The sequence below is a fragment of the Candidatus Marithrix sp. Canyon 246 genome, from assembly GCF_001723685.1.
Taxonomy (GTDB): domain Bacteria; phylum Pseudomonadota; class Gammaproteobacteria; order Beggiatoales; family Beggiatoaceae; genus Marithrix.
In genome coordinates, this window is the sequence record NZ_MCBX01000002.1 from 191,468 (window position 1) to 204,744 (window position 13,277).

Sequence of the window (13,277 nt, forward strand, 5' to 3'; positions counted from 1 at the left end):
TTTTTCAGATAAAGATTTTAGCCTAAAGACCTGTCAGGTTTTAAAAACCTGACAGGTCTGACAGTTTTTCTTTTTCTGAAAAGCTATATACATCTTATGGAAAAATCAAGATTGGAAAAAAAATACTATCATAATTCAGAACCAATTTTAAAATGAAAAAATATTTATTATTAATAATATTAGTTTTTACTTATAACTATACATCAGCCGCTGAATATAACTATGATCCCGGATTAAACCATTTCAAACAAGGGCATTTTGAATATGCAGTGCAACACTGGGGCACAGAGACTATCTAATATATCAGCTAAAAACAATCCAAAAAACTACATAGATATATCACTACGTTTAGCAATGGCATATCATGCCTTGGGGCGTTTAAAGGATGCTTTACAAGTATTAGAATCAGCTAAGAAAATTAATTATGACAATATAAGTCATGCTAATGTGCTTATGCAATTAAGTGATGTTTATCTAGCAATGCGCAATTTAAAAGAATCAAATATGAATTGCAAGATTAAAAAGGAAAAATTAATTAAAAAAGCCGAAAATTATCTTGATGAATCTTATAAATTAGCTAAGTGTGGGAATAATCCTCAACATCCATTATTGTGTGCTAATATTTTGAATAGACAAGGTAATATATTATTATTACCTAATATTTTAAATCCATATATTTCTCAAAACGACAAAATTAAGAACTTTCAAAATGCAGGAAAAAAATATTGTGAAAGTGCTAAATTAGCTGATAGTAATTCAAAAGCATTATCAATATTTTGTCCAAGTAATAATAAATTAACTCACAAATCACTAGATAAATTATTAAGCGCAAAAATATTTATTAATTTTCTTAATGCCGCAGCACAATTTAATTTATTTGATCAATGGTTTCAAAACGAAGTAACATACAAAGCAATTTTTAATTATATTAAGAAATTACCTGATTCACATGATAAAAGTTTTGCTTTTATTAGTATAGCTAAAATCATGTTAAACAAACCATTAGAAACTGAACAACAACAATATATCCATGATACTTTAAAAAACGCTATCACTGTTGCTAAAATAAATCACAATTATAACGCGATTGCTTATTCAAAATTTTACCTAGCACAACTTTATGCAAAAGCTAAACGTTATGAAGAAGCTATTCAATTAACTAGACAAGCTATATTTCATGTTCAAAGGGGATATCCAGATTTATTATTTCATTTAGAATTAGTTCGTGAAAAATATACTAGTGTTTCACAAAAATTCCGTAATGATATTGAAAAATTTTATTTTAATTGGGCAGATTTGTTACTTCAACAAAAACAATTAAAACAGGCAATAGAAACTATTGAATTATTCAAAAAAGCAGAAATACGCAATTACTTTCAAAACAATTGTATTACCGAAAAATTACAAGACACAATTGAAGATTTATATAAATTACCAAAAAATGTAGCTGTTTTTTATCCCTTATTATTTGATGATCGTATTGAATTATTAATTATTAATCGCGGTAATATACAACAGCAAACTGTTTCTAAAAAACAAAATTTAAAAGCATTAATTAATCAATTTCGTGAAAAATTAACAAAAACAGATGCGCAAATTCTTTATAAATCACTTATTAAACCAATTAGTTTAAATAAACAAATAGACACACTCATAATTGTAGCTAATAGCGTGTTTCGTAACATCCCTTTTGCTGCTTTACAAGATGAAAACGATAAGTTTTTAATTGAAAAATATGCGCTTGTTATTTCTCCGGGAATAAAATTAACTATTCCAACTAAAGCTATAGAACTTAATGATGTGCAAGCATTATTAAGTGGTTCAAAGAAGTTTATAGATGGTGCTGAACCACTGGAATATGTACCTAGAGAATTAAAGAACATAGCCAAAATATTAAAAGCTCAGACAGATATAATTCTAAATGAAGATTTTAGATTGAAAAAAGTAAAAAAAATGCTTAATTCTTTACCTTATTCTATTCTGCACTTTGCAACTCATGGGCAATTTAAACATGATCTCAGTCAAACCTTCTTACGTACATATGATGGTAAAATCACAATGGATGATTTGGAAGACTTGATGAATATAAATAAACAAATAGAATTGCTCACTTTAAGTGCATGTGAAACCGCTGTAGGAAATGATCGCGCCGCGCTAGGATTAGCAGGTATTGCGATAAAGACAGGTGTTCCTAGTGTGTTAGCAACATTATGGAAAGTAAATGATCAATCAACACAAAGCGTAATCGTTGAATTTTATAGACAATTAAAAGAAAAAATATAAACACCCTTATTATTGGGCACCATTTATATTAATAGGAAATTGGAAATAATGTTACGTAGGGGCAATCCTTTGTGGTTGCCCCATCTTGACATCAATTATTAATTGATTCCACAAGTTGATAATATTTCTTTATCTCCACCACCTGCGATTATCTGAGAAATTTCAAAATTCCATTGGCTATGTTGGTTTTGTTTACGTCTAAACATTGCAGCACAAGCAAATAGCTGATTTTTGCTAGTTTTAATTTGATGTTTCTCTTGATAATTTAACTTAAAAGCGGGTAAATTATCAATTACAGTAAATTCCTTTGATGCTTTCTCACCGTTTTTATCTTCGATAATCATCCAATAAATACCTCCAATTTCTAACTGAAGTTGTTGCTTACTAAAACTTGCCCTATCTTTAGCTGTTTTAAAACTCAATTTTTGAATATCCATCCAATTTTTTTGAGTTTCTATATTTTTTCTTTGTATAGTAACTGTATAAGGTGCTTTTCCGCCTCGCCAAGCTAAATATACCCTATTTTTACCTGCTTTGAGTTTAGTTTGATTTGTCTTTAGTAAGGGTATAGTTGGAGGGTAATTTCCTCTAGTAGCAGCTATTCTTTTCTCTTCATCAGAAGCTTCCCACAAACTTCCCCACCAATCTGAAAATACAGATACCATATTTTTAATAATAGTTGCACGATCAGAAGTATCCTTTACTTGATAAGTTAGACTATTACGATAAAGATTTATATTTTTATTGGATACTTTTAACTTGATAGAACTATTTTTGCGAATAACACGGATTTTATCACCCACATATAGCGGCTTATTGTGTTTTACAGGTTCTCGTTTTCCATCACGAATCAATTTAAAATCACTAGCCAAACCTTTATATGAACCAATATAACCCATGATTTTTGCCGCTGATGCTGGGCTTATATAAAAAAATAAGATTATAAACAATAACGAATACGACACTTTAGTATTTAAGTTTTGCATTTTTAATATCCTAATTAATTTTAATATTTTCACTTAGCATCTCGTTTAATTGCACTGCTACTAAAGGTAGTGCTAAATTTAACCAAATACCATGACTAAACAATATAATACTTAATGGTATTACCACCATAATAATTATACTAACAATTACAAGATTCCAAATATAATTTAACTTGACTCTACTATAAGTTATTATAAAGATACATAGAATAATGAAAATTAACTGATAGACAATAGATAAAGATTGAATAGAATTATATTCTAATAAAGTATGAATTGCATTAATTATTATTAGAGAACCGGGCATTTTATTTAAAGGCGTTAAATGAATATCATTTCCATCACGATAACTACCACCTATAATTACGATATTATCTGTTAGCGGTTCTAAACTAGCTTGAGGCTTTGATTCTGCATAAGCTTGCGCTGAAAAAATTGTTACAATTGGTTTATCCTTCTCATCATACACAATATACGGTAAACTAGGTGCTTCATCTTCAACTAGCCAAGGCATACTATACATAATTCGTTGATGAACACCGCGTATATCGGTATAATTCAATTGCAGGAATAACTACTGGTTGTTGAACATTGTTACAAGCTGCTTCCCATAAACTCCAACGTCTAATTATTTGATCTTCAGACTGATAAAAATGTGAGGATGCCCATTGTAAATAAGGTGCTGATTTTTTGTTAATTATTTCTTCTAAAAAACCAGTTCGTATAACTGGAATCGCACTAGGTTTAGCACTAAAATTACGAACAAAAACAATAGTTGGACAATCTAACTTAGATGTTTTACATTTAGTTACATATTCAGATAAATAGCTTTTCAATTCTTGATCATCAGGATGTAATTGCGATTTCTCAACAGGTGTTGCTTGACTAACATCAACATCAACTAATATTAAACGCGCTTTAGCCTTAACCGCAGCATCAATAAGATTTTTTAAACGATTTCGTGGTGTAAATAATGGTTCACCCCAAGCATGATGAGTATTATCATCAATATCTAAAAATACAAATGTTGGGATATTTTTATTTGATTTTATGGATGTAAGTTTTTGCTTTAAATACATTATACATTAGCTAAATTACCATCCCAAATTTTCTGAAAATCATCACTATTAGCTTCTTCCAACATATAAAAAATATTTGATTTCATAGCAACTGCTAGTATATCTGCATTTTGCCCGCGATGTTCAGTAACAATTCTCATAATTCCACAGACATTTACTACACTATCAGCTTCATATACAGCATCCTTTTCAGAATTATAATCATCTTCATCTACATAGGTACCGCCACTAAATATTGCTGTTGTATCAATTATATCAGCTTCATAGCTAATAATTTTAGCATCTAATTTATCGTAATCATGATTACTTTTACAAGTGTTAATTAAATTAAATTCAACGATACAATCCAATACATGCTCGTAATCTTCATTTTCTACTTTTTGATAATTACATTTAAAATCCTTAATACTGGAATTTTCATCAGCTGTAGCAGATAGCTTCATAGAATCTACAATATTTCTGCTACGATAATTCACCTTATCTTGACAATTGTTATTGAAACAGTCTTTACTATTTAAAAATATTGTTGAAGGTGTAATAATTGTGCCAAAACCACTACCAAGTGAACGAATTTTTATAAGAAAAATGCCTTGAATAGAATGGTGTGAATCAAGATTAGAATAAAGAGGATTTAGAATAATCGCATTTATGTGTTTATTATTAGATGAACTAATAATAGTTTTATCTTTATATGAAAACACTTTTATTTTAGATTTATATTCTATATTGGTTGTATAACCAATAACTTTATTATCATCTCCATCTATAGATGGTTGTATTGGTTCACTATCTATTGGAGGATGTGTTATATCCATTGGGATTTTTTTTATTTCTTGACCAGTATTTGCATCCCTAATTGAAATTAGGTTATTATCAATAGGAACATATAAATATTGAGAAGCAGTTGCTTGTAACAAAGGGATTAATAATAAACTTATTATGGATATAAATTGAGTATGTAAACTTTTCATTTGCTTGATTCTCATTTTAGAAAAAATTAATACCTGTCAGATAATATGCTGTAATGGAGCAAATTGGAGTCAACCTGACAGATCTTTATGTCTTATTTACTATCTTATTCTACTTCTGCTATCTTAGTTAATTTAGTTAATTCTAATAATAAGTTATTATAATTCTTAATTCTTTTAAATTCAACGTCTTTATATTTGGTTATTTGAGTATAATAAATATTATCTAAAAAGGGTATATAAAGAACTCCTTGTTCTGAAAAATAAGTAGCCTTTTCAGTACATTTTTCTTGAAAAGTTTCAGGAACTTCATTGGAACTATTCCATCCCTTAGCTACATCACAAGGTGTTGAAAATTTATACCAATTTTTGGTTTTAGGATTTTGACCATAAATAACAAAATTAGGGCAAGATTTCATTTCCCATTTAGCTGGTACATCACAAGATGTTTCAAAACTTTCCCATTTTTCAGTATTAGGATTTTGACCATATACGATTACATCCAAACAACTAGATGGTCTAGTATATGACTTTACCCATCTTTCTGGAACATCACAAGGTGTTGGAAAAACCCGCCATTCATCAGTTTCTGGATTAAGACCATAAGTAATAACATCAATACAACCGCTAGCTCTAGTATTATTGCTTGTTTCAGCAATGGATTGTAATGAGCCTGTTAATAACAATATTAATAATAATTTTTTCATTTTTATCACTCCACTATAATTTGAATTGATCCACCACCAAATATTTTAACTTTATCCTCAATAAATAAACGATACCCGAAAAATACATCAAAGTTACCTGATATTAAGGTCTTTTGGTTGTAAATTGGAACAAGTTCACGATTTTTTAATCGAATATCTGTTTCAAAAGAAACAAGATGTGATGGAATCACAGAATTCCAATTTTGAAAATTTCCCTGATGATCCAACATAAAAAATTGAGGTGTTTCTGAATTAAGAATAACCACTAAAATAAGATCAGCTTTCATACCAACATGCCGTAAATCAACATTAATTTCACCAGTCATATCCGCAAGTTCTGATATATTTTTTTTCATATTGGTCTGATAATTATGACCATTAACAGAAATACCACCTGCAAAGCTAGCGGTTGTGGGAATTACTTTACTGAAATCATCATAAAATCCAAAGCTTTGACCTAATTCTGGTAAGATATTTACTTGAATTTTTTTATGAATTTTTTTACCTTTTTCACTTTCTGCTGTTAATTCAACGATATAAGCTCCAGGAATTGTTAATTATTTAGTAAATTTTTTATTACGTTCTGCATTAGGTAAATAATCACAATTACCTTTGGTATTTTTCTTACAAATTAACCAGGTATATTTAATAAATATTTCAAATGAATTAGTTTTTGATTCTTGAATACATTCATTAACATACTTGGGACCGTCTAAATTCAATGTAAATGGTGCAGAAGTTTTTATAGCGGTTTTATTTTTTTCAAATGCGGTATGAATTTCATTTGAAACTAGAGTTATACAAGTAGTTGTAGGTGGGATCTTATTAGGAACTTTAACAGAACATTTCGTTTCATCAGTTAGACCTTTATCATCAATAATAATCAATGTTGTAGTAAAATCACCTTTTTCACTATATGTAACATTAATTATTGATTTATTTATTTAAAATATTATGACTTTCAGTAATTTTATCTCTATCCAGAATCCACTTATAGCTTTTTATATTACCAAAAGAGTTAGAAGCGTCAAATTGAACATCAAAATTATTGACTGAAGTTTTACAGATAGCAACAGGTACTTTTGTTTTGGAAACAGTTGAATTTATGTTTTTAAGTGCCTTATAAGCATTAAATCTGCCACCTGTTACTGTTTTTTCCTTTAAAGCATCTATTGGATCAACATTGGAAAGAATAATATCTTTAACTTCCCTATATGTAAAATTAGGATTTAGAGACCATAATAAACTAGCCACTCCAGATACATAAGGTGCAGCCATTGAAGTACCACTGTTTTCTACGTATTTTTCTTGAGGTTTAGTGCTATATATATTTGTACCCGGTGCTGCTATATCTACTGATATAGGTCCAAAATTAGATCTAGGAGAAAGCCCATCATTTTCATTTGTAGAGGCAACTGAGATAATATTATCCAAATCATAGCTAGCAGGGCATTGTAAACACGTTAAAGAATTATTTGCATCTATATTTACTGACTTATTACCAGCGGCAGTTACAAATAGAATTCCAGCATCTTTAGCCATTTGAATAGCATCATAAAGTGCTTTTGGATGATCATCAGCATCAATATGCCAACTAGCATTAATGATTTTTGCACCCATAAGCTTGGCGTATTCTATAGCAGAGATCGTATCATAAATATTTATGGAGATATGTTGTGTAACTTTAAGTGCCATAATTTTTGCAGACCAACTAACTCCTGTAATACCCTTTTCATTATCTCCAGATGCTGCTATAATGCCTGCAATATGAGTTCCATGATTATTGTCATCCATAGGTTCACTTGTCTTATTGGCAAAATCATAACCATATATATCATCAATATATCCATTATTATCATCATCAATGCCATTACCAGCTATTTCACCCGGATTTTTCCACATATTATCTTTCAAATCAGGATGGTTATAATCTACACCAGTATCAATTACTGCAATTATGACATCAGTATTACCTGTATGAATATCCCAAGCTTTCTCTGCCTGAATTTTTTTTAACCCCCAAAGTTTAGCTAATTCAGGATCATTAGGCTGCTTTTTTAAGTCTCTACTTGATCTTGTAATTGAAGTATTTTCAAGCTTCAAAATATAATTAGGTTCAATATATTCAATACAAGGATCTTGTTGCAAGTTAGCAATTTAAGATGGAATATCTTTCGTTCTACGATTGATTTTTAAAAGACTTGCATTCATACTAGGAAGATCTACAGTATCACTAGAAGAATCAAGGTTGCTCTTATAACAATCCTTATATTTAACAATATATTCACCTTCAACAGCTTCAGCTGCCTGAGCGTCTATAGTTATCATGAAGCTAAATAGACAAAAAAGAATTAGATATTGCTTAAATTCTGATATTATCATCATAGTATTTCTCTAAAATTTAGAATTAAGTATAGGCGGTGCATACATTTGACCACCATTTCTGTATAACTTATTGGGTCCACGGGGTATATTTACTCCATTTGGTCCTAAATACTGTTCATAGATTTCACCATAATTCCCAACTGCACGAATGGCATTAGCTTTAGTAATTTTTAATTTTTCAGCATTAATCAACCCAAATAAAACAATTTTAACAATATTAAGCCATTGTTCATCTCCAAAAGGAACAACAGGAATTATCCAAGTAAAATTACCCCATTTTATCTCACGACTACTAGTCCAAGTAGTGTTAAGTGAAAGTATATCAACAGTCTTTTCTTGTAATACTTTTGCCCTGTCACTAGTTGCTACATCAACAAAAGTAATACTACCTTTTGGTGAATTAAGCACAGCCGCTGAAACTGCCTGACACATTGCTATATCAAAACCACAATTGCGACCATTAGGACAAATATAACCGAAACCAGCTAAATTTGTTCGTCCACCGCATAAAATTTTTTGAGCATCTTCTACTCTAAAAACAATTCCACCAAATGGATTTTCTTGACGCTGTTGAATTTCTACTCTATAAGTGCCAACTAATTTACCTTTCTCAAATACTATAACTGCTGGAATGTCTAGTTTTCCAGTATCTACATTATAATTGCAAATTACTATGAATTTATCAAATAATTTTTTATTTATAGTTACCTTTAATAAAATTATGAGTCAATCAATAGAACTAATAAAACAACTACACGACATCCACAATCCACCAGCAATTGGATGGTGGATGCAGAAATGCCAGTAGAGCGACGCTATACTGATTTAAGTATGATTGTTCGCCCGGTTGCTGTTGGGTTTGATAGATTGGTTTGGAAAATAGTTGATTAATTATCAGCATTTCTGGAGTTCAAAGCAAAGCTTTGTAAAAACTATCCGAACTATTGACTTAGTTTCGTTGTACTTAATAGCGTTAAGTGTTTAGTACAACGAATAGATCCTGCTATCCTTCCAAAAATATCTAATTGTCATCCATTATGCTATAATTTCTAAAAAACCGGAGAACTAACATAATGCTAAAATTTCCCTACGGCTTCAGCGACTTTAATCTAATAAGAACTGAGAATTATTTCTATATTGATCGCACTTCACATATTCCACTAATAGAAACAGCAGGGCATCAGCTACTGTTTTTACGCCCACGCCGATTTGGGAAATCTTTACTATTATCAATGCTAGAGAATTACTACGATGTAGCAAAAGCCGATGAATTTAATAAATTATTTGGTAACTTAGCGATTGGCAAAAATCCTACTCCTTTGCATAATAAATACTTGATAATGAAATGGGATTTTTCTAATATAAATGCCCAAGGTACTCTTGAAGATATTAAACATTCAATATACAATCATATCAATAATACCATTGAAGCTTTTGTGGATCGTTATCAACATTTATGGCAATATCAGGTTAAAATTAATCCCCAAGACGCGCTTTCCTCGTTTCAATCATCTTTAATTGCTATTAGACAAACTCCTTATCGTCTCTACCTGTTAATTGACGAATATGACAATTTTGCTAACGAAGTAATGATGGGAAAAGGTGAAATAAAGCCTGAACGTTATAAAACTCTGACATCTGCCGAAGGTTCACTTAAAGCTATTTTTAGAACAGTTAAATCTGCCACTAGTGGATTAGGATTAGAACGAGTTTTTATCACCGGTGCCTCTCCAATTTTGTTGTCTGATATGACTACAGCGTATAATGTAGCTGAAAATATTTATTTTAAGAAAAAATTTAATGATTTGTGCGGTTTTAAAGAAGCAGAACTGAAAGCAGTTTTAACTCAAGTCATCGCAGAATGTAAACTGAAACCAGAATATGTGGAAAAAGCACAATCTGTAATGAAAGCTTTTTATAATGCTTATTCTTTTAGTGATATGAGCAATGAATTGATTTATAATCCAACACTAGTACTGTATTTTCTCAAAAATTTGCAAGAAGATTGCAAATTTCCCAGTCAAATGTTAGATGAAAATTTAGCAATGGATTTAAGAAAACTCACATATTTGTCTCGTTTGCCTAATGGAAAAGCCATATTAAAACAAGCCTTAAATGGAACTCCATCTTTAGCTCTGTTTTCAGTTTCTAATCGGTTTGGCATTGATGATATGTTAAAAATCAATCAAAGTAATCAATTTATAATTTCTATACTTTATTATTTGGGTGTTTTAACTTTGGATGGAGAAACAGCACTTAGAAAATTGCGTTTTAAAATTCCTAATTTAGTAGTAAAAAAACTCTACGTCGAGTATCTTTTTGAAATGCTATTACCACAAGACACTGAACGCGAACAAGTTCGCTTGTTGGCAGAAGAATTTTATCAAACAGTCGATTTGCAACCAATCTGCGATTTTATGACACAGCGTTATTTTAAGGTATTTGATAATCGTGACTATAAAACCGCAAATGAATTGACTATAAAAACTGCTTTTTTGACAGTACTTTTTAATGATGTCTGGTATATGATGGATTCCGAAATGCCAGTAGAGCGACGCTATAGTGATTTAAGTATGATAGTTCGCCCAGATTTTCGTCAAACTCCATTAAACAATTTCCTATTTGAATTCAAATATTTAAAATTATCTGAAGTCAAACTAACTGGAAACGAACTAAAATTATTAAGTATGGAAGAAGTAGAAACTTTAGATTTAGTACAGGAAAAACTAGCAGAGGCTGAACAACAATTACTTGATTATCAATCTAGTTTGGAAGATTTGCAATTGATTAGTGTGGTTGCTGTTGGATTTGATAGGTTGGTTTGGAAAATAGTTGAGTTTAGTTAATTATCAAGTTAAGTAGGTATGAAAAAGTTTATTAACAAAAATAAGTACAACGAATTACGTGGATAAACAAATTATTTAAATTAAACTTTATTAGTTTATCCACGTAATTCGCTGTACTTAATATTATATAATAAGGCTTACTTCTACCAGTAGATTCAGCAAAGCTAACTTAGCTGTTAAAAAACTATTATGTATGATTGTCATCCATTATGCTATAATTTATAAAAAATGGAGAACTAACATAATGCTAAAATTTCCCTACGGAATAAGTAATTTCCATAGAATTGTAACCAACAATTACTTTTATGTGGATCGTAGCAACCACATTAGACTGATTGAAGATGCAGGTGATCAAATACTATTTCTACGCCCACGTAGATTTGGTAAATCTTTACTATTATCAATGCTAGAGAATTACTACGATGTAGCAAAAGCCGATGAATTTGATAAATTATTTGGAAACTTAGCTATTGGCAAAAATCCTACTCCTTTGCATAATAAATATTTGGTGATGAAATGGGATTTTTCTAATATCAATCCAAAAGGCGAAGCACAAGACATAGAAATGCGATTGTATCACTATATCAATCGTTGTATTAAAAATTTTGCGTACAAGTATCAAGCTTTGCTTCCTATAAATATCCAAATTGATCCAGAGGATGCTATTGATTCCTTTCTTTCCATGTTAAATGCGGTGCTACAAACTCCTTATCGTCTTTATCTGCTAATTGACGAGTATGACAATTTTGCCAATGAAGTAATGATGGGAAAAGGTCAAATAAATCCAGAACGTTATAAAGCACTTACATCTGCTGATAGTTCACTTAAAGCTATTTTCAAAACAGTTAAATCTGCCAGTGGCGGATTAGGTTTAGAACGAGTTTTTCTCACCGGAGCGTCTCCAATTTTGATGTCTGATATGACTACAGCTTATAATGTAGCAAAAAATATTTACCTTGAACCAGAATTTAATGAATTATGTGGCTTTCAAGAACATGAAATCAAAGCTGTATTAACACAAATTGTTAAAGAATGTGGGTTTGAAAATGACAAAATCAACGAAGCATTAACGCTGATACGAAGTTTTTATGATGGTTATTGTTTTAATGAATCTTGCAAGGCTGATATATATAATCCAACCTTGGCATTGTATTTTTTTGACTCATTTCAAAAAAATTGCAAATTTCCCCAGCAAATGTTGGATGATAATTTATCAATGGATTTAAATAAGCTTACTTATCTCTCTCGTCTGCCAAATGGCAGAGCCATTCTTTGGCAAGCATTAAATGGAACTCCGCCTTTAATTCTCTCATTGCTAGCCAATCGTTTTGGCATTGATCAGATGTTAAAAACCAGTCAAAGTAATCAGTTTATCATCTCTATACTTTATTATTTGGGCGTTTTAACCTTGGATGGAGAAACAGAACTTAGACAATTGCGTTTTAAAATTCCCAATTTGGTGGTAAGAAAACTCTATGTTGAGCATCTGTTTGAAATGCTATTACCACAAGACGTTGAACGTGAAGAAGTTCGTTTATTAGCTGAAGAATTTTATCAAACAGTCGATTTGCAACCAATCTGCGATTTTATGACGCAGCGTTATTTTAAAGTATTTGATAATCGTGACTATAAAACCGCAAATGAATTGACTATTAAAACAGCTTTTTTGACGGTACTTTTTAATGATGTTTGGTATATGATGGATTCAGAAATGCCAGTAGAACGACGCTATAGTGATTTAAGTATGATTGTTCGCCCAGATTTTCGTCAAACTCCCTTAAAAAATTTCCTATTTGAATTCAAATATTTAAAATTATCTGAAGTCAAACTAACTGGAAATGAACTAAAACTATTAAGTATAGAAGAAATAGAAACTTTAGAATTAGTACAAGAAAAATTGGCAGAAGCTGAACAACAATTACTTGATTATCAATCTAGTTTGGAAGATTTGCAATTGATTAGTGTGGTTGCTGTTGGGTTTGACAGGTTGGTTTGGAAAATAGTTAAACCTGTCAAGTTTTAA

General features: G+C 30.4%; 14 protein-coding genes. 4 read left to right on the plus strand and 10 right to left on the minus strand.

The features are described 5' to 3' along the window. The first annotated feature begins 152 nt into the window (after nucleotides 1-152). Nucleotides 153-299 (plus strand): hypothetical protein, encoded by a 147-nt coding sequence (locus BHU68_RS17055; RefSeq protein ID WP_171899591.1) that lies wholly within the window; start codon nucleotides 153-155, stop codon nucleotides 297-299. Continuing rightward, nucleotides 265-2,283: a CHAT domain-containing protein gene (locus BHU68_RS02220; protein ID WP_069469813.1), complete on the plus strand. Its 2,019-nt coding sequence runs from the start codon at nucleotides 265-267 to the stop codon at nucleotides 2,281-2,283. The genes BHU68_RS17055 and BHU68_RS02220 overlap by 35 nt, the downstream gene beginning before the upstream one ends. A 98-nt stretch (nucleotides 2,284-2,381) precedes the next feature. Here BHU68_RS02220 and BHU68_RS02225 read toward each other — a convergent pair whose 3' ends face one another. From BHU68_RS02225 to BHU68_RS02270, 10 genes are all read right to left on the minus strand, one after another. Further along, complete coding sequence (locus tag BHU68_RS02225; RefSeq protein WP_141698906.1) at nucleotides 2,382-3,269, minus strand: hypothetical protein; 888 nt, start codon at nucleotides 3,267-3,269, stop codon at nucleotides 2,382-2,384. 10 nt (nucleotides 3,270-3,279) lie between these two features. Continuing rightward, nucleotides 3,280-3,792 (minus strand): CHASE2 domain-containing protein, encoded by a 513-nt coding sequence (locus tag BHU68_RS02230; protein ID WP_069469815.1) that lies wholly within the window; start codon nucleotides 3,790-3,792, stop codon nucleotides 3,280-3,282. Next, the gene (locus BHU68_RS02235) at nucleotides 3,785-4,348 is read right to left on the minus strand and encodes a CHASE2 domain-containing protein (protein WP_069469816.1); all 564 of its coding nucleotides are present in this window, start codon (nucleotides 4,346-4,348) and stop codon (nucleotides 3,785-3,787) included. The genes BHU68_RS02230 and BHU68_RS02235 overlap by 8 nt, the downstream gene beginning before the upstream one ends. After that, complete coding sequence (locus BHU68_RS02240; protein WP_069469817.1) at nucleotides 4,348-5,319, minus strand: hypothetical protein; 972 nt, start codon at nucleotides 5,317-5,319, stop codon at nucleotides 4,348-4,350. Before BHU68_RS02240 ends, BHU68_RS02235 begins: the two co-directional genes overlap by 1 nt. A gap of 104 nt (nucleotides 5,320-5,423) precedes the next feature. Beyond that, complete coding sequence (locus BHU68_RS02245; RefSeq protein WP_069469818.1) at nucleotides 5,424-6,023, minus strand: hypothetical protein; 600 nt, start codon at nucleotides 6,021-6,023, stop codon at nucleotides 5,424-5,426. A 5-nt stretch (nucleotides 6,024-6,028) separates the two neighbouring features. Continuing rightward, nucleotides 6,029-6,379 carry a hypothetical protein gene (locus tag BHU68_RS02250; RefSeq protein ID WP_069469819.1) on the minus strand — a complete coding sequence of 117 codons (351 nt, stop codon included), beginning with the start codon at nucleotides 6,377-6,379 and terminating at the stop codon, nucleotides 6,029-6,031. Between the two features lie 201 nt (nucleotides 6,380-6,580). Then, entirely contained in the window at nucleotides 6,581-6,910 is a 330-nt protein-coding gene (locus BHU68_RS02255) for a hypothetical protein (protein WP_069469820.1), read from the minus strand. A gap of 49 nt (nucleotides 6,911-6,959) precedes the next feature. After that, entirely contained in the window at nucleotides 6,960-8,171 is a 1,212-nt protein-coding gene (locus tag BHU68_RS02260) for a S8 family peptidase (RefSeq protein ID WP_069469821.1), read from the minus strand. Nucleotides 8,172-8,180: 9 nt separating this feature from the next. Continuing rightward, nucleotides 8,181-8,408 carry a hypothetical protein gene (locus BHU68_RS02265; RefSeq protein WP_069469822.1) on the minus strand — a complete coding sequence of 76 codons (228 nt, stop codon included), beginning with the start codon at nucleotides 8,406-8,408 and terminating at the stop codon, nucleotides 8,181-8,183. 9 nt (nucleotides 8,409-8,417) lie between these two features. Next, nucleotides 8,418-8,840: a hypothetical protein gene (locus tag BHU68_RS02270; protein ID WP_069469823.1), complete on the minus strand. Its 423-nt coding sequence runs from the start codon at nucleotides 8,838-8,840 to the stop codon at nucleotides 8,418-8,420. Between the two features lie 641 nt (nucleotides 8,841-9,481). Here BHU68_RS02270 and BHU68_RS02275 point away from each other — a divergent pair. Then, on the plus strand, nucleotides 9,482-11,254 hold the full coding sequence (locus BHU68_RS02275; protein WP_069469824.1) for an AAA family ATPase: 1,773 nt from the start codon (nucleotides 9,482-9,484) through the stop codon (nucleotides 11,252-11,254). Between the two features lie 244 nt (nucleotides 11,255-11,498). After that, nucleotides 11,499-13,277: an AAA family ATPase gene (locus BHU68_RS02280; protein WP_069469825.1), complete on the plus strand. Its 1,779-nt coding sequence runs from the start codon at nucleotides 11,499-11,501 to the stop codon at nucleotides 13,275-13,277.